Here is an 18003-nt window from a genome sequence, read left to right on the forward strand (position 1 = left end):
CCGTCAGTATCCCCAGCCTGCCCCTTGACCGTTTCGCCGCTGCTTGCCGTAACGCGGCCACCCCCTGCGCAAAAGTCCTCCCTTATCCTGCAACAGCATGCTACTTATAACGTTCATAAAAAAAATGCCGCGTCAGGGAGACCGCCATGCGCACCGCTATCACGCTTTTCTTTCTTGTCAGCCTGCTGTGCTCTTCACTCAGTGCCGCCACACTGACACAGGCCCAGAAAGACCAACTCAAGACCCTGCTGCCCGGCGTGACATTGAGCGACAGCACCATCGAAAAACTCGAAGACGTCTTTTATACCCGGGACATGCCGGTGCGCAGTCGCCTCAAGGCCATCAGCCAGATGGTTGGTCTCGATCAAATGCCTGCCGGCAGCACCCTTAAACGCACCATCTGCATTTGGGATATTGGCGGACGCAATGGGCCGGTTTTCAATGCCGCCATGGAGCAGCGGGCATTGGCCGTGGAATACGGCATCAACCTGGACATGGTGCCCTATACCAACGAAACCGTGATGGTGGAGGAGTTCAAGGCTGGCCGCTGTGATGCGGCATTAATGAGCGGCCTGCGGGCACGTCAGTTCAACCTTTACAGCGGCAGCGTGGACGCCATTGGCGCCGTGCCTGACGACCAGCATATGCAAACCCTGTTGCAGGTGCTCTCTCATCCGAAACAAGCCGGCCATATGGTGCAAGGTGACTACGTGGTAATGGGCATTTACCCAGCCGGTGCGGCCCACATTTTTGTTAACGACCGCAGCATCAGCTCACTGGCGAAGGCCGCCGGCCACCGTGTGGCCGTGCTCGATTATGATCAGACCCAGGCAGAAATGGTGGCCGCCATCGGTGCCACCCCGGTCACCACCGATATCGTTTCCGCTCCGAACAAATTCAACAACGGTCAGATTGATATCCTCCCGGCCCCCCTCGTTGCCTACGAAATTCTGGAGCTTTATAAAGGCATGAGCCCCGATGGTGGCATTGTCGATTACCCGCTAACGCAACTTTCCATGCAGCTAATCGGCAGGCTGGACAAGTTCCCCAATGAAGTGGCGCAGCTGATTCGTGAAGCCTCGTTTGAAGCCTACCCCATGGTAATGAGCCGCATTGAACAGGAAACCAAACGGGTACCTGACCGCTGGATGATTAACATCCCGGAAAAAGACAAACAGGAATACGAAGTCATGATGCAGGACGCCCGTGACGCGCTTCGCGGCCAGGGCTATTACAGTGGCGATATGCTGACATTGCAGCGAAAAATTCGCTGCAAGTTCAACGCAGCACGTTCCGAGTGCAGTATCACCCAGTAACATCTCAGGCCAACTTTACACAGAATTCCAGCCCCGCAGCGCCCTTCAGGGCGCTTCGTACAATTGTCATACAGGCGGTAAAACTTCGCCGCCCGGCAACATGCTATAAGCGTTTCATCTAATGACAAAGGATCGGTCATGGGGACGTTTCGATACTTATGCATGGCACTGCTTTTTGTTGCTGCGGCCAATGGTTCAGCGCTGACGCTCACCGACAAGCAGCAAACACAGCTCAAGCAGGCACGGCAATCCATGGGCCTTGCGGAAAACGAAAAGCTGAAAAGGCATATCTGCCTCTGGGATTTATCCGGTCGTTCCGGACCCGTGTATAACGGCGCCACCAATTTGCGCGTGGATTTGCTCCGTTATGATGTTGATATCAGCCTGGAAGCATTCACCAATGAAGGCGTACTGGTTGCCTCGCTGAAAAACGGCCACTGCGATGCCGCCCTGATGAGTGGATTTCGCGCCCGTCAGTTCAATCGTTTTACCGGCAGCATTGATGCACTGGGCGCACTGCCAACACTGGAACACGTCAACCTTCTGCTACGCACGCTGGCCCACCCGCAACTGGCCGACAACATGGTCAGCAATAAATTTCAGACACTGGCCATCACGCCTGCGGGAGCCGCGTACCTTTTCGTCAATGATCGCGCCCTGAATTCCCTCGGCAAAGTGGCGGGAAAAAAAGTGGCGGTTCTGGATTTTGATCCCGGCCAGTCAAAAATGGTGACCCGAATTGGCGCTACTCCCGTTGCCAGCACCCTGGCCACGGCTCCCAGCCAGTTCAACAATGGCAGTGTCGATGTGCTGCCTGCTCCGCTGATTGCCTATCAAGCCCTGGAGCTTTACAAGGGGATGGAGCCCGCAGGCGGGATTGTGGATTACCCCATCGTGCAACTGACCGCGCAACTGATTGCACACACGGATCGTTTCCCGCCCGCCTTTGCCGGTCTGATCCGCGAAGTCGCCGCCGACAGTTTCCAGTCCGTGCAGACGGCCCTGGAAAAAGAAGCCGGGCGCATTCCTTCACATTGGTGGATCCCTCTCCCGGATGAAGAGAAACGCGACTACAACAGCATGATGCGGGACGCACGCATCAAACTGCGTAGCAGTGGCTATTATGACCCGGCCATGTTGAGCATTATGAAAAGGATACGCTGCACCCTTGAAGCCGACCGACCGGAATGCAGCCAAAGCGCAGAGTAACCAACGCGCACCGAATTCCACGCAAGATTGATCAGCCCGATTGGCGGCACCGCCGGGCAGGCGGGCTGATCAGCCAGCGACGCACCGCCTCTAACCTGCCCACAATGCTGTAACGCTATTACGGCTAACACCAGCTCGTGATGCCAACAACAAACAATAATGGCCACGGAGGCTATCGTGCGATTTCTTCGTCACCTTTTTCTGCTTTCCCTGCTAATTGGCAGCCCCTTTGCTCTCAGCGATGGCAGGCTTGATCTGACGCCTGCCCAGCAAGCTGAACTGGAGAGCTTTGCACCCGGCGTGGAGTTAACCCCCGCGCTGGCAGAAAAGTTACGCGCCATTGCCTTCGACCAGAACCGGAGCCTGGATGATCGCATCAAGGCCATGCAGAAAGCGGCGGGCTTCAGCCAGGGCGAACCGCTCAAACGACGTATTTGCATCTGGGATATCGCAGGCCGCGCCGGACCAATTTTCAAGGCGGCAGAAGACCAGCGTACACGCCTGCTGCAATACGGCGTGGATCTGGATGTGCAGCCCTACACCAGCGAAAGCGTCGTTGCCGAAGACCTCAAGGCCGGCATTTGTGATGCTGCACTCATTACCGGCTTACGCGGTCGTCAGTTCAATAAATACACCGGTACCATCGATGCCATTGGTGCACTTCCCACCAAGGCCCACATGAAAATTCTTCTGCAGGTCCTGGCCAGCCCGAAAAGCGCCGACAAGATGGCAAGCGGCGAATATGTCATTCTCGGCCTGGCTCCGGCTGGCGGCGCGTATGTCTTCGTTAACGACAGAAGCATCAACACTCTTGCCAATGCAGCAGGAAAGCGTGTTGCGGTGCTCGACTATGACCCCACGCAAGCGGAGATGGTCTCGCAGATCGGGGCAACACCGGTCGCATCCGATATTGTTTCTGCACCCAATAAATTCAACAACGGTGTAGTGGACGTCCTGGCCGCGCCATTGGTCGCCTACGAAGTACTGGAACTCTACAAAGGCATGGATCCAGACGGCGGCATCATCGATTACCCGCTGGCGCAAATCACCATGCAATTGATCGGCCGCAAGGACAAGTTTCCCAACGAGGTGGCACAACTGGTGCGCGAAGAGTTCTACAACAGTTATCACCTGATCATGGAGCGCCTGGAAATCGAAGCGGCCAAGGTCCCCGAGCGCTGGATGATCCAGATCCCCGAGGAAGACAAACAGGAATATGAAATCATGATGCAGGAGGCCCGCCTGCAACTGCGCAAGAAGGGATATTACGACCCGAGCATGCTGACCCTGCAACGCAAGATCCGCTGCAAGCTGGACGCCAGCCGGGCGGAGTGTAGTAATCCGGTGGAATGATAGCTACGAGTTTCGAGTTTCGAGTTTCGAGTTTCGAGTTTCGAGTTTCGAGTTTCGAGTTTCGAGTTTCGAGTTTCGAGTTTCGAGTTTCGAGTTTCGAGTTTCGAAGAGCAAGAAGCAGTAACACCAGGCTGACAACGCCATCTCTTGATTTTCGAAACTCGTTACTCGTCACTCGCATCAAGGCCAAACAAAAAAACCGTACCTTCGCAGGTACGGTTTTTTTTGTGGCTCATAGGTCGTAGCTTGCTGCTATTAGTGCAGAAAGCCACCCGGCATTTCGTCAACGGCACCGAACATGTCCACCCGGTTATCGCTGAACATATCCATTTCCGGCGCCAGCACCTGCACATAACGATCGAAGTAGAGGAACTGTTTCAGCAACAGGGCAAACTCTCGCGGGAAACGGATACCGTGGCTCTCACCAATTTTGACGATATCCATCAGCAGGCGATTCACCTCCTTGTCGTTACGGTCCGCCTGCACCAGTGAAGACGGGTCCACCTGACCCAGCGAGCCTTGCAGCCCCTCAATGTCCCGGGCCAGCGCTGCAACATCCACCTCTTCACGGGTCATGCCAATCACGGCCATGGCTTCTGCCATCTGCCGCACATCACCGCGACCAATAGCATCAAAAAAGGTGGCCATGCCATCCCAGGCTTCACGGCGTATCCGCCCGACGATACCAAAATCGATAAACCCTACCCGGCCATCTTCCAGCAGCATCAGGTTTCCGGCATGCACATCCGCATGGAAGAAGTCACACAACATAAGGCTGGAGAACCAGGTGTTAAGGGCGGAGATCAAGGTGCCTGCCGGATCGTCGGTATACTTTTTAAGTACATTCATGTCCGTCAGCGGCACACCGAAGAAGCGCTCCATGGTCAACACCTTGCCTGTGGTGTGCGACATGATCGGCTCCGGCGCCACCGCCTGGGTATTCCCGGTATCGCGCAAAAACACGTTGAACGCCTTCAGGTTGTTCGCTTCCTTGATGAAATCACACTCTTCCAACATGCCGGCCTGCAATTCTTCAATGACCCCGGAAATGGCCGAACGGGACAATCCTGGCGCCAGCTGCTCGGTAATCCGTGCGGCAAAGTAGAGAAAATTGAAGTCTGTCAGCAGCACATTCTTCACACCCGGGCGCTGAACCTTGATAACCACGTCCTGGCCGTTCTTCATCTTTGCTGCATGAACCTGCGCAATTGACGCACTGGCCAATGGTTTGGGATCCACAAATTGATAGAGCGATTCAAGGCTGGCGCCCAGCTCGGATTCAATGGTTTCGCGAATGTAATGAAAAGGTAGGGGGGGCGTACGGTCCAGGCAGCGCTGAAACTCTTCTACATACTCTTCAGGGAAAATCGATGGGGAGCTGGCAATAAACTGCCCTAGCTTGATGTAAGTCGTGCCCAGGGATTCGAAGGTCGTACGCAGCAAAGCCGGCACTGGCGGGCGATCCCCCAGGGCCCAACCGAGCCCCTGGCGACCCAGGACGCCGAGCGTTTCGAGAATACGCAGTCCGCCCCGGGCGGTATTCAATGCCAGGGAAAGGCCACTCCGTTCGCCCGCCAGCCAGGCCCGCATGTCTTTAACGCCACTGTGGTCACTCATAATAAAATCGTATTTTCCCTGTAGATTCCATGGGTTGATCAACACAATCCATGATATAGCAAATTTATTGTTTGTAATTGCTTGCAGGCTTTTTTGTAATTGCCGCTTGTGCCAATTGGCGGACTTTCGTACCTTTGACCGCGCTATGTGAGAACAATAACAAGGAGCTAACGAATGGGTTCTCTTTCCATGAAAAAAATGCTACGACATTCCGGTCTGGCCTTGGTAGGGGGCGCCATCCTGGCTCTGCAAGGCTGTGGCGTCATCTACAAAACCACCGGCGATGTCCTCATCAGCTTCGGTCGATCCGAAATGCTGCCCTACATGATGACCTACGACGACGTACGCATGGCGTGTGTCACCGGTGAAGCCCAAACCCCGCTACTGATGTCTTTCGAGCGCGTTGGCTCTGACCCCAGCAAGCTTGGCGCCATGGTATTCACCACCGCCGCCACCTGTGCCGAACAAATCGCCCTCGACGCTGAATTGCGCTACATGCGTTCAGTGAAAGATGGACGGGTAAGTGAAGCTCAGGATGCCCGCATCGAGCAGAAACGCTGGTCCGCTGTTGCCGCTGATCGCCAGTACAAGGCGTACAACTACATGGTTGAAGCCTACGGCGATATGAAAGACGGCGAATGCCCGAAACTGAAAACCGACTTCGACGAGCTGGTATGGATGGTCGGCAACATCTCCGGCGTTCAAGCCCTGCTCAATGATGGCGCATCCGATGGTGCGGTGGGCGTTCCCCGCGATCTCGCCGCCAAGGTCGAGCGCAACATGAAGTGCCTGGAGAACGACAAGTGGTGGGGCGTGCCCCGCGGCACCCGTGCTGCAGTCTGGAACCTGCTGCCGATGCTGGCTCCGCCAAACGCCGACGCGTGGGCCGAACTGGAAGCCTCGGCCAAGGCCGGTTTCGACAACGGTATCCGTCTGGGTAGCGCCCTCTACGCCATGAGCGCGTTCAGCAAAGGCAATGACGAGCGTCTGCGCAAGGCCATCCGCGACTACGCCGCCAACGGCCAGAACCTGAACCCGGATTACGCCATGCTGGATGCCATTGCCGGCTTCATCGTTCAGGGCATCTCAGATCGCGAGTGGACTGAAAATACCGGTAAGCGTACCCCCATCGGTGGCATTGGCACCTTCTGGGATGACCAGGCCCAATCCGGCCCCTCCGTTAATATTGACGATTTGCTATAAGCCTGTTGCGGCCTTCGGGCCGCTTTTGAATAAGTTGTAAGAAGTAACCAGGAGACAATCATGCGCTACGTTAAAGCGTTAACTGCAGCCGCCACTGCCGCTCTGGCATTGACGTTCACCCCTGCCGCCCAGGCCGCCGAAAAACGCACCATGTGCGTATTCGACATTATCGGTGCCAACGGCGATATCTATAACATCATGAAGGACTACAAGACCGCCGCCCTGGGTTGGGGCATCGATCTTGAGCTCAAGCCCTACACCGATGAAAAAATTGCCTCCGAAGACCTGAAGGCCGGCCAGTGTGATGCCGCCGTCCTGACAGGTATCCGTGGTCGCCAGTTCAACAGCTACACCGGCAGCATGGACTCCATCGGCGCCATTCCCAGCTATGACGCCATGCGCACCGTTATCACCGTGCTCGCCAGCGGCAACCCGGCCATCAATGAAAAACTGGTTTCCGGCCCTTATGAAGTGGGTGGCGTTGCCCCCATGGGCGCGGCCTACCTGTTCGTGAAAGATCGCACCATCGATACCGTCGGCGAACTGTCCGGCAAATCCATCGCGGTACTGGAATACGATACCGCACAGGCGAATATGGCGTCCCGCGTGGGCATGTCCCCGGTAATGTCAGATATCACCAACTTCTCCGGACGCTTCAACAACGGCTCCGTGGATATCTGCTTTGCACCGATTGCAGCCTACTCCGCTCTGGAACTGTATAAAGGCATGCAGCCGGACGGCGGCATCATCGATTACGTCCTTGGCCAGCTGACCGCTCAGGTCATTCTGAAGAAAGACAAATTCCCCGCCGACTTCGCAGCGCAATCACGTAAATACATGCTGAGCCAGTTTGACCGCGCCATGCGTGTGATTGAAAACGCCAACAGTGAAGTGAACAAGAAGTGGTGGATTCGTATCCCTGAGGCCGACAAGCTGCGTTATGACGAAATGCTGCGTGAAGCGCGCATCGCCCTCACCAAAGACGGCACTTACAGCAAAGACATGATGTCCCTGTTGCGCAAGGTACGCTGCAAGCATGAAGCGTCCCGCGCAGAATGCGTAAACCCTGTCGAATAAGCAGTTCTGTATGTTCCAACGGGGCCAGATGGCCCCATTTTTCCCTAACGACCAACGTTTCTGTTACCCGCTCTTCGGGTACCAGGTAAACAATACGTTTACGCTGCTCCAGAAAGGCGAAGGTTAAGGTGTTGAGTCCTCTGATGCCCTCACCTCTTCGGCTTTTTCGGCGGTATAACAATAACCGGGTGCACAATGGATAAACCTTCTCTGACTGTTGCAAACCGTTCCGTGGCGGAATGGTTATCCTCCCTTCCCACCCTGATTCTTCTTCTGCTGACTATTTTTCTGGCTTCCGGCGAAGTCATTCACTCTCAGCTACTGAAAATCGGCGAAAACACCTGGGAAGGCTATTTCCTGCTACGTGGCGCGGGCATGGTGGAGCAACCCACCTGTAACCGTGATCCAGACCTGAATCAGGAACTGGAAAAAGCCATCAAGCAGAAAAAACAGCAAATGGCTGACGACCCCCTCGCGGGCATCTTCGGCACAGAGGTCGACGAGACAGCCCTGCGCAAGTCACTGGAATCGTCCAGAGCGAACTGTCGCGGCAAGTGGGAGCGGTACGAGCTTATTCAGGAGAAGGCCACCCCCGGTGTGATTGCCTTCCGAACCCTGGAAGGTGGCGTTGCCAAAGTGGTTACCACCCTGGGCAACTACAAACGCCTGCTGCTTTGCCTGCTGGTGATGATCTGTGCCGCGACCGCCACCTTGAGTCGCCATCATATTTCGCTGCGCCCGGCACACACACGAAAAGATCACTTTGTTTCCAGCGTGGGGCAACTTGCCGCCAACGTGATGCTACTCATGTCTGCCTGGCTGTACCGTGGCGAAGAAATTAGCGCCATGGCCGACGGGGTTCAAGTCAATCATTTCTATCTGCATCAGTTCTGGATCGCAGGCTTTCTGCTGCTGTCTCTGGCCGCTCTCTACCAGCTGATTCGCCCACCCAAAGACCTTGAGGAAGGCGGCACCTGGGGCAAGGCGATGTTGACCATCCCGCTGTACAGCTTTATGTGTCTTACCGCCGGTGCGCAGTTCATCAGCCAGGGCTACTACCACGGCATCAGCGTCTATCTCGGCATGATGATGGAGCTGTCTACACTGTTCCTGAGCCTGGCGCTGTATATCTGGATTGGTATGCTGCTGCGCCAGACCAAGATGGCGCATCTGGTCTTCGACGTGTTGCGCCCCTGGAAAATGTCACCAGAGCTGATGTGTTTCGTTGTTCTGGCGGTTGCCGCTGTGCCCACAGCCTACACCGGCGCCTCCGGCATCTTCGTTATCGCTGCGGGTGCCACCATTTATAACGAACTGGTTCGTGCCGGCGCCCGCAAGCAACTGGCTCTGGCTGCCACGGCCATGTCCGGCTCCATGGGTGTGGTGCTACGTCCCTGTTTGCTGGTGGTTATCATCGCGGCTCTGAACAACAGTGTAACCACCGATGAACTCTTCACGTCCGGCCTGAAAATCTTCGGTCTGTCACTGCTGCTGTTCTTCATTTACAGCCAGTTTGCCCGTACTGCCCCGGCACGTATTGCGCCGTTCTCGGAAGCGGTTCCCCAGAGTCTGAAACGACTGATCCCGCTGCTGCCCTATGTGATCATCATGGGGACGGTTGTCGTACTCTTCCGTGACCTGCTGGATACGGAACTGAACGAAAACTACGCACCGATCATTCTGCCGGTGATGCTGCTGTCTATCCTGGCGTACGAAAAGCTGAGCCAGAAATCCCTGCATGTGTTCACCGTGGTCCTGGTGCCATTGCTGATCTACTCCTGCTACAACCTGTGGATCATCAATGAAGCACTGAACAGCGGCGCCATTCCCACCGGCACCTCTGCAGAGCAATTGGAAGGCCTGTTCTGGGGACTGTTCTGGCGTAATGTCATCCTTGGCGCCTGTCTGGTGACCCATTACCTGGTGAAAACCCCGGATATGGATCCGCATTATCAGCCAGAGCCCGGCGTGGGCGACAAGATGGAAAGCTCATTGCGCTTTGCGACCAACGAGACTACCGGCCATATTGGCGCCCTGCTGATGTTGATGGCCCTGTCGGTCAGTGTCGGCGGCATCATCGAGCGTTCCGGCGTCATGGAAATGCTGCCTGAAACCTTCCCGAGCATCTGGCTGGCCATGACCCTGTTGGTCGTCACCATGGTGATTATCGGCATGATCATGGACCCCTACGGGGCGGTGATTCTGGTCAACGCAACCATTGCCCAAATTGCCTTTGACAATGGTATTGCGCCATTACACTTCTGGATGATCACCCTGGTGGCCTTTGAGCTGGGTTATCTGTCACCCCCTGTGGCACTGAACCACCTGCTGACAAGGCAAGTGGTCGGGGACGAGGAAGTGGAATCCGCCAAGGTACCGGGTGGCAGCTTCTACCGCCGCTACGAGAAGTTCCTGCTGCCGATCGCGGTGATGCTGACTGCGCTGCTGCTGGTCTCTTACGTACCGCTGATGTCGGACTCGCTCCACGAGTTCCTGTTCCAGAAGATCCAGGTCGGCGTTCACTAACGCTAACCGACACAGCAAAAAGGGCCCATTCGGGCCCTTTTTGCGTTTTGGGGTCAGCAACGTTGTGCCCTCATCTCTTTGCGGCCCGCCCCCCTTCCTGCGCCATCGAGCACTGCCTTTCCATACCTATGCCAGCGTGCTAATTTGCAAAATCTTTGCTCACAGGAAAATAACAAGGACAACACATGGCCACATCCCTGCGCATGGAACGGCGTACCGCCCGAGAGTGGTTTTCCTCCCTGCCTACCCTGCTGCTGCTATTGCTGACGATTTTCCTGGCTTCCGGGCAGGTTATTCATTCCCAACTTCTCTCGATCGGTGAAAACACCTGGGACAACTATTTTCAACTGCGTAGTGCCGGCGCCCTGAATGAGCCCACCTGCAACGCGGATGCTGACCTGGACAGGGAGCTGGAACGCGCCATTGCCGAAAAGAAACAGAAAATGGCCGACGATCCCCTCGCCGGTTTTTTTGGCACCGAAATCGATGAAAAGGCGTTGCGCCAGTCCCTGGAGTCCGCACAAACGCTGTGCCGTGAAAAGTGGGCAAACTACCAAATGGTCCAGGAAAAGGTCACCCCCGGCGTCATTGCCTTTCGCACCCTGGAGGGAGGCGTGGCACAGGTGGTCAGCATTCTGGGCGACTACAAGCGACTGATTCTTTGCTTGCTGCTGCTCATTTGCGCAGCGACGGCCACCCTGACCCGTCACCATATCGCTTTGCGCCCGGCACGCACCCGCAAGGATCATCTGGTCTCCACCCTCGGCCAGCTCACTGCCAATGTGCTGCTTCTGGCTTCTGCCTTGATCTATCGCAGTGAGGAAATCAAGGCGATGGCTGATGGCGTCCAGGTAAACCACTTTTATTTACATCAAGTATGGATAGGCGGCTTCGCCATTCTCAGCGCCGCGTCTCTCTGGCAGCTTTTTTCTCCGCCCAAGGATCTGGAAGAAGGCGGTAGCTGGGGCAAGGCACTGCTAACGATTCCGCTGTACGCGTATATGTGCCTCAGTGCCAGCATCCAGTTCATGTCTCAGGGCTACCTGCACGGCACCAGCGTCTACCTGGGCATGATGATGGAATTTTCCACCATGTTTCTCAGCCTGGGGCTTTATATCTGGGTAGGGATGATGCTGCGACAGACAAAGATGGTGCATCTGGTTTTCGATGTGCTGCGCCCCTGGCGCATGTCACCCGAACTGATGTGCTTTGTGATTCTTGCTGTTACCGCTATCCCCACCGCCTATACCGGCGCATCCGGTATTTTTATCATCGCTGCCGGTGCAACCGTATACCACGAGCTGGTCCGCGCCGGCGCGAGAAAGCAGTTGGCACTGGCCGGGGCGGCCATGTCCGGGTCCATGGGTGTCGTGTTGCGCCCCTGTTTGCTGGTGGTCATTATCGCCGCCTTGAATAACAGCGTGACCACAGATGAACTGTTCACTTCTGGCATCAAGGTCTTCGGTTTATCGCTATTACTGTTCTTCATTTACAGTCAGTTTGCCCGCACCGAACCGGCACGCATCGCCCCGTTCTCACAAGCGTTTCCCGCAAGCCTGAAACGGCTTGTCCCCCTGCTGCCTTACGTCATTGTCATTGGCACCGTGGTGGTGGTTTTCAGAGACATCCTGGGGGCCCAACTTAACGAAAACTATGCGCCCATCATCCTGCCGATGATCATGCTGGCCGTGCTGATCTATGAGAAGTTCAGCCGTCATTTCCTGCACCTGTGCGCCGCGGTACTGGCTCTACTGCTGATCCATTCAAGCTATGACGCCTGGTTGGTCAGCAACGCACTGGATGCCGGCAATATTCCATCTGGCACCTCCGCCAACCAGCTTTCCGATACGTTAACCGGGCTGTTCTGGCGAAACCTGATTCTCGGCATCAGTCTGCTTATCCATTATCTGTTCAAACCCAGCGGCGAGGTATCAGAACTGCCAGCCAAGGAAGAAGGGGTTGGAACCAACCTGGAAAGCTCTCTGCGCTTCTCCACCAATGAAACCACCGGGCATATTGGTGCGCTGCTCATGCTGATGGCACTGACCGTCAGCATGGGGGGACTATTGGAACGCTCAGGGATCATGGAAGCCTTGCCGGAAACGTTCCCTTCGATCTGGGTCGCCATGACGCTGCTGGTGGTGACCATGGTCATCATCGGCATGATCATGGACCCCTTTGGGGCGGTCATTCTGGTGAACGCGACCATCGCCCAGGTGGCGTTCGATAACGGCATCGCCCCATTGCACTTCTGGATGATAAGCCTCGTTGCCTTCGAGCTGGGCTACCTGTCTCCACCCGTCGCCCTTAACCACCTGTTGACGCGCCAGGTCGTCGGTGATGACGAGGTGGAAAGCGCCAAAGTCATCAATGGCTCTTTCTACCGGCGCTACGAAAAATACCTGTTGCCCATTGCCGTCATGCTCACGGCCCTGTTGCTGGTTGCCTTTGTGCCGCTGCTCTCTGACAGCCTGCATCACTGGCTATTTCAGAAAATAGACGTCACAGGGTGATCAGCGTCGCAAACTGCCAAAAACCCTTGCAGGGCTCAAGTTGCCAGCCCTGCAAGGCCCCAGTTTCCTATCGTCCCGGAATAACTGATACTGTAAAGTAGGCGGATATGTCAGGGAGATAACTGATGAGTAAAACGCAGGAACCCCGCGCTTCACGCGAAACCGAAGCGCTTCCCAAAACGATCAAGCCCGCCCTGTTGTTCTTGCTGTTCCTGTTCGGGGTGGTTGCCACCATGGCCACCGCCGCTTACGTTGTTGACAGAATGATTTACGGGTAAGTCATATGGCTACAGCAATGGACAACCGACGCCACCCCCGGATCAGCCGTGAAGAGAACCTGTCTCTTACCTTGCTGCCCGCCGGGTCAGATGCCGTGGCACCGGAAGATCGCCTGTATCTGACCACCCACGATATTTCCCTCGCCGGGATCAGCGTGGAGTTGCCTGCGCCGATCAAGCCCAATACGGATGTTGAGCTCTGGGTTGCCCTGCTGGAAAAACACGGCACATACCACCTTTACGGCACCATTGCCTGGTGCGCAGCCCCGGAAGGCCACCTGCTGGCCGGTGTCGCCCTGGACCTGGAACGGGCGGACGGACGCCTGTGGGCGGCGCATTTTGATACCACCGGTTATTTCAGTGACTGACAGCCTGTTTCAACGCGGCCAGCACTACCAGCAGTTTCGTCCCACCTACCCCGATACGCTTTTTGAATGGCTCAGCGCCCAAAGCCCTGCCAGCCATCTTGCTGTGGATGTGGGTTGTGGCAGCGGCCAGGCCAGCCGCGGCCTGGAACCCCACTTCCAGCATGTGATCGGCACCGATATCAGCCTTCGGCAACTTCAGGCTGCGCCAGCCTCAGCCACAAGCTTTCTGGCGACGCAGGCCCATCAGCTTCCCCTGCCAGATACCTGTGTGGACCTGATCACCGTTGCCCAGGCATTTCACTGGTTCGACAAAACCGCCTTCTTTGCCGAGGCTGAGCGGGTTCTGAAACCCGGCGGGGTACTGGCCCTGGTCAGTTATGGCCTGTGCGATGTGGAGGGTCTGGAAGGGATGGTCAGGGCATTCCATGATGGCCCACTGGGCCCATGGTGGCCGGCGGAACGCGCCGATGTGGTGGCTGGCTCCCCCCAGGCACAGCTGCATTGGCCAGCCCTGCACTTTGCGGATACCACCATAAAACGGGAATGGTCCGTGGAGACGTTTATTGGTTATCTGGATACCTGGTCCGCGCTGGTACATGCAGCCAGAGCCGGCCAGAGTCCGCTGGCCCCCTTCAGTGCAGCGCTGCGAACACAATGGGGGCCACAGACACGCACCGTGCACTGGCCACTACGGGTGCGCGCCTGGCGAAAGCCGCGCCCCCATTAAGCGGCACGCGAGCGAGCGTCAGGCGCTGTCGGGGAAGTGCTCAGACAACAGGCCTGCCAGCCGATCCAGGCGCTTGCGTCGTTTCGCCATGCCGAAGACATTGAGTAGACGGGTTGCCCAGGTGAGCGCCGTTACCAGCGTATCGCCGCCGCGACGGGGGATCACGTGCACGTGCACATGGGGCACATGCTGATTGGCCTCACGGCCATCGTTGACCACCACGTTGTGTGCCTTTACGGCAAGGCCGGCCCGCTTCTGGGCGACAATGGTCCGCCGCGCCAGATCCATCAAGTGGTGTGTCACCGCAGCGTCCAGCCCTTCCAGCAGAGGCGCGTGCTCACGCGGAATGACCAGGCAATGGGCTTCACGGATCGGGAAAAGATCCAGAATCACCATGGCCTGTTCATCTTGGTAAACCACGCTGGCGGGCAACGTGCCCGCCTGGATCTGGCAGAAAATACACTGGCTCATTGCTGAACCGGCATGGCCGCTTGTTTGCGCCGCTGCCGCCACAGTTCAAATGCTGCCACCACCAATGCCACCACCAGCATGGCCAACAGCGGCCCACCAGCGCGCCACAGGCTCACGTCTTCCTGCGCCAGGCCATCGAACAGGCTGACCACCCAGGCCGGCGCCCATTCGTCATGTTGCGGGGAAACAGACCAGGGGGTCAGCAACAGGGCCGTCAACACGGTACGCAGTGGCACCTTGCCCCACCGTGACAGCGGGCGTGTCAGCCACCACCAGACAAACAATACGCCGACGCTGCCGATCAGGTAGGCAAACCAGCCCCATAGATATGCTTGTGTTGTCACAACTTCTCCTACACGTGTGATTGAATCCACTGCCAGGCACTCACCTGCATTCAGTCTATCCAGTGAACAATATGCTCTTCCCAATCGTCTTCCGGCACAAGCTGCTCGGACACCACGCGCCCGGCCACGCTGATACCTGCCTGCTTCACGCTGCCCGCATTTTCGCTGAGCAGCGGATGCCAGCCGGGTAACGGCTGGCCATGGGCGCGCAAACGATACGCACAAGTGGACGGCAGCCAGTCCGTATCCCGGGCAATGGCTTCAGTCACTTGAATACAGTCAGGGACCCGCTGAAAACGCTCCGGATACACCCGACACTGACATTTTTTGCTATCCAGAAAGCGGCAGGCCAGATTGGTAAACGCCAACTCGCCGCTATCTTCATCTTCCAGTTTGACCAGGCAACAACGGCCACAACCATCACACAGCGCCTCCCACTCGCGGGCATTGAGCTCGCCCAGTGGCAGGGTCCAGAACTGCGCACGCAGTGGCAGGGTCACCTCAGGCATCACGCCCGGCCGGTTTGTCCGGATGGCCATCGGCCATGAACAGGTCTTCATCCGGCGGCGGCGGCATCTGCAGATAAAAGCCCTGCTCGCGGATTTTACCCATGACCTGCTCCACATCCGCCCGGGCCAAAGGCCGCTCCGGGTTAAGGATCATGTCGGTCACATGTTCAGCATGGCCAAATTGCCCCATCAGTATTTCTGGCACCTCTTTCAGGCCCTTCTGACGATCCACATACAAATACATACCGCTTTTGCGGCGGCTCTTGTAGATCGAACAAAACAGCTTGCCTTTCAACACTCCCTCACTCACTACAGTAACTCCAGCAGGGGTTGGGTGACGATGTCATGGCGCCACCCGGTCAACGGCTCCGGCACCCGGTCTGGGTGACGGATAAGGGCTTCCAGCCAACGCCGGCGCATCAATACATCCGGCTTCATGTCCATCTCTTCGGCGATCACGCCTACCCGGTTGCGCAGGGTCTTGGCGAGTTTCTTCTGTGCCGCATCCGGCGGGCCCGGCAACGGGTCCGGCGGAGTCTGCCGGCGGCCCTCTTCCATCAGCGCCAGCAAGGCATCACCATCGCGACGAATTTGCTTGGGATGAAAGCCCAGATCCGCCAGCAAGCCCCGGTCACTACGACTGGCCCGGGCCAGGTCCAGTAGCTGGGCATCTTTGAGCACGAAACTCTTTGGCAGGTTCCGCTCCCGGGCCATCTGGTCTCGCCAGGGTGTCAGGGCCGCCAGCACCGCCAGGCTTTCCCCCTGCAGCAGGCCCGCCCCCTTCACGTTGCGCCAGGCATCCTGGGCAGGCGTGACACTGCGAGCCTGGTTCAACAAACGTTCGCACTCTTCCTGCCACCAGGCGCGACGCCCCAGCTTGTCCAGTCGCTCGGCAAGAATCGCCGCCACTTCCGGCAGGTATTTCACATCATCTTCGGCGTAGTGAAGCTGTTCGTCGCTCAATGGCCGTTTCAGCCAGTTGGTGCGCGTCGCACCTTTGGGCAAATCGACACCCAACAGCATCTGGACCACTTTCTGGTAGCCCCACTGCATGTCTTCCCCGCTCAGTGCCGCGGCAATCTGGGTATCTTCGATGGCTGCCGGGTATTGGCCAGTAAAGGTGGCAATGGCTTCCAGATCTTCCGAGCAAGCATGCATGACCAGGGTGTGCTGCTGAAATACCGGAGACAGCGTGGGGCCATCCACCCGGGTGGTATCAATCAGGCGGATTTGTTCACCGTCGTGTACCTGCACCAGCGCCAATTGCGGCCAGAAGGTGCGCTCGCGCATAAATTCCGTGTCCAGATACAGCGGGGTCCCCGCCGTCAGCCCACCTTGCCATTCACTGATTGCCTGATTGTCCTCGCACCAAAGATACGCCATGTTTTCGCCTTGTCCGGGAATGAAAAGCCCTTGAAGCGGCTTTCACAGGTCATCGCTGCGCATGAAAAGGGCAAAATGGCCTGCAAAAAAACACACAGGACAGGCCTTGCCGGCAGCGGCAACAGAATTTGCGACGATTATACGGGCTGTGGCGCTCAATTTCCCGGCGCATTTCTGCTACTCTTTGCGCCGCATTGAAATCGCACAGGAATGACGCTAATGAGCACGAAACTGGTACTGGTCCGCCACGGCCAGAGCGTATGGAACAAGGAAAACCGCTTCACCGGCTGGAAAGACGTGGATCTGACCGAGCAAGGCCGCGAGGAAGCCCGCACCGCAGGCGAGCTGCTGAAGGAAGCCGGCTTTGAGTTCGATGTGGCCTACACCTCGGTGCTCAAGCGTGCCGTGCGCACCCTGTGGAGCATTCTGGACAACATGGACCAGATGTGGATCCCGGTGATCCGTGACTATCGCCTGAACGAGCGCCACTACGGTGCCTTGCAGGGGCTGAACAAGGCGGAAACGGCCGCCAAGTACGGGGACGACCAGGTGCATATCTGGCGCCGCAGCTACGACACACCACCGCCGAAAATGGAGCGAGACGACGAGCGCTACGCCGGCAACTTCCGGGTGTACAAGAACCTGAGTGAAGCGCAGATTCCCCTGTCAGAGAGCCTGAAAGACACGGTCGACCGCTTCGTGCCTTACTTCGAAAGCGACATCAAACCGCAAATCGAAGCGGGCAAACAGGTACTGATCTGCGCCCACGGCAACAGCCTGCGCGCGCTGGTGAAATACCTGGGTGACATTTCCGACGAGGAAATCGTCAAGCTCAACATCCCCACCGGCGTGCCGATGGTCTACGAGCTGGACGACAACCTGAAGCCCATCAAGAACTACTACCTGGGCGACGCAGAAGCGGCAGCGAAAGCAGCTGAAGCGGTGGCCAATCAAGGTAAGGCGTAAAGAGAGACGCAGCAGGCTTCACGGGGCACGCCACAACGCGTACAACCGCAAAGCTTGCTGTTAACGAAGAGGCCGCGCCCCTGTTTGGGGTGCGGCCTCTTGCATTCATGGGGTTTGCTGGACGGCTGACGCCTGACGCACAA

The 18003-nt window shown here is 57.1% G+C and carries 17 protein-coding genes; 11 read left to right on the forward strand and 6 right to left on the reverse strand.

Features of this window, described 5'->3' with window-relative positions; translation table 11 throughout:
* The first annotated feature begins 146 nt into the window (after nt 1–146).
* The 3 genes from F1529_RS15335 (at nt 147) to F1529_RS15345 (ending at nt 3878) form a co-directional block, all read left to right on the forward strand.
* Nucleotides 147–1316: a putative solute-binding protein gene (locus F1529_RS15335; protein WP_007149124.1), complete on the forward strand. Its 1170-nt coding sequence runs from the start codon at nt 147–149 to the stop codon at nt 1314–1316.
* A 162-nt stretch (nt 1317–1478) separates the two neighbouring features.
* Nucleotides 1479–2525 (forward strand): putative solute-binding protein, encoded by a 1047-nt coding sequence (locus F1529_RS15340; RefSeq protein WP_007149097.1) that lies wholly within the window; start codon nt 1479–1481, stop codon nt 2523–2525.
* Between the two features lie 159 nt (nt 2526–2684).
* On the forward strand, nt 2685–3878 hold the full coding sequence (locus tag F1529_RS15345) for a putative solute-binding protein (RefSeq protein WP_155136050.1): 1194 nt from the start codon (nt 2685–2687) through the stop codon (nt 3876–3878).
* Nucleotides 3879–4133: 255 nt separating this feature from the next.
* Here F1529_RS15345 and F1529_RS15350 read toward each other — a convergent pair whose 3' ends face one another.
* A complete protein-coding gene (locus F1529_RS15350) occupies nt 4134–5495 on the reverse strand; it encodes an AarF/ABC1/UbiB kinase family protein (RefSeq protein WP_196220416.1) in 1362 nt (453 codons plus the stop codon).
* Between the two features lie 174 nt (nt 5496–5669).
* Here F1529_RS15350 and F1529_RS15355 point away from each other — a divergent pair, with 174 nt between their 5' ends.
* The 7 genes from F1529_RS15355 to F1529_RS15385 all read left to right on the forward strand — a co-directional run bounded on the left by F1529_RS15355 (nt 5670) and on the right by F1529_RS15385 (nt 14187).
* Nucleotides 5670–6698 (forward strand): hypothetical protein, encoded by a 1029-nt coding sequence (locus F1529_RS15355; protein ID WP_007151554.1) that lies wholly within the window; start codon nt 5670–5672, stop codon nt 6696–6698.
* A gap of 60 nt (nt 6699–6758) precedes the next feature.
* Nucleotides 6759–7775: a putative solute-binding protein gene (locus tag F1529_RS15360; RefSeq protein ID WP_155136053.1), complete on the forward strand. Its 1017-nt coding sequence runs from the start codon at nt 6759–6761 to the stop codon at nt 7773–7775.
* A 195-nt stretch (nt 7776–7970) separates the two neighbouring features.
* Nucleotides 7971–10301 (forward strand): TRAP transporter large permease subunit, encoded by a 2331-nt coding sequence (locus F1529_RS15365; protein WP_155136056.1) that lies wholly within the window; start codon nt 7971–7973, stop codon nt 10299–10301.
* 185 nt (nt 10302–10486) lie between these two features.
* Nucleotides 10487–12814 (forward strand): TRAP transporter large permease subunit, encoded by a 2328-nt coding sequence (locus tag F1529_RS15370; protein ID WP_155136059.1) that lies wholly within the window; start codon nt 10487–10489, stop codon nt 12812–12814.
* Nucleotides 12815–12939: 125 nt separating this feature from the next.
* Nucleotides 12940–13092 (forward strand): hypothetical protein, encoded by a 153-nt coding sequence (locus tag F1529_RS15375; RefSeq protein ID WP_007149819.1) that lies wholly within the window; start codon nt 12940–12942, stop codon nt 13090–13092.
* 5 nt (nt 13093–13097) lie between these two features.
* A complete protein-coding gene (locus F1529_RS15380; RefSeq protein ID WP_039926129.1) occupies nt 13098–13460 on the forward strand; it encodes a PilZ domain-containing protein in 363 nt (120 codons plus the stop codon).
* On the forward strand, nt 13453–14187 hold the full coding sequence (locus F1529_RS15385) for a class I SAM-dependent methyltransferase (protein WP_370457050.1): 735 nt from the start codon (nt 13453–13455) through the stop codon (nt 14185–14187). Before F1529_RS15380 ends, F1529_RS15385 begins: the two co-directional genes overlap by 8 nt.
* A gap of 18 nt (nt 14188–14205) precedes the next feature.
* On the opposite strand, the gene F1529_RS15390 is transcribed toward F1529_RS15385, so the two are convergent.
* From F1529_RS15390 to rnd, 5 genes are read right to left on the reverse strand one after another with little or no spacing between them, the layout of a single operon-like run.
* Entirely contained in the window at nt 14206–14658 is a 453-nt protein-coding gene (locus F1529_RS15390; RefSeq protein ID WP_007148530.1) for an HIT family protein, read from the reverse strand.
* Nucleotides 14655–15002 carry a hypothetical protein gene (locus tag F1529_RS15395; protein WP_290494233.1) on the reverse strand — a complete coding sequence of 116 codons (348 nt, stop codon included), beginning with the start codon at nt 15000–15002 and terminating at the stop codon, nt 14655–14657. Before F1529_RS15395 ends, F1529_RS15390 begins: the two co-directional genes overlap by 4 nt.
* Before the next feature lie 50 nt (nt 15003–15052).
* Entirely contained in the window at nt 15053–15511 is a 459-nt protein-coding gene (locus F1529_RS15400; protein WP_155136065.1) for a YcgN family cysteine cluster protein, read from the reverse strand.
* The gene (locus F1529_RS15405; protein ID WP_156790342.1) at nt 15504–15821 is read right to left on the reverse strand and encodes a YcgL domain-containing protein; all 318 of its coding nucleotides are present in this window, start codon (nt 15819–15821) and stop codon (nt 15504–15506) included. Before F1529_RS15405 ends, F1529_RS15400 begins: the two co-directional genes overlap by 8 nt.
* The gene (gene rnd / locus F1529_RS15410) at nt 15821–16894 is read right to left on the reverse strand and encodes a ribonuclease D (RefSeq protein ID WP_039927209.1); all 1074 of its coding nucleotides are present in this window, start codon (nt 16892–16894) and stop codon (nt 15821–15823) included. Before rnd ends, F1529_RS15405 begins: the two co-directional genes overlap by 1 nt.
* A 219-nt stretch (nt 16895–17113) precedes the next feature.
* Between rnd and gpmA the strand changes: the two genes are divergently transcribed.
* On the forward strand, nt 17114–17860 hold the full coding sequence (gene gpmA / locus F1529_RS15415; protein WP_039926133.1) for a 2,3-diphosphoglycerate-dependent phosphoglycerate mutase: 747 nt from the start codon (nt 17114–17116) through the stop codon (nt 17858–17860).
* The last annotated feature ends 143 nt before the right edge of the window (nt 17861–18003 follow it).

Origin of the sequence: Alcanivorax sp. VBW004, assembly GCF_009718865.1 — a bacterium.
Classification (GTDB): Bacteria; Pseudomonadota; Gammaproteobacteria; order Pseudomonadales; family Alcanivoracaceae; genus Alcanivorax.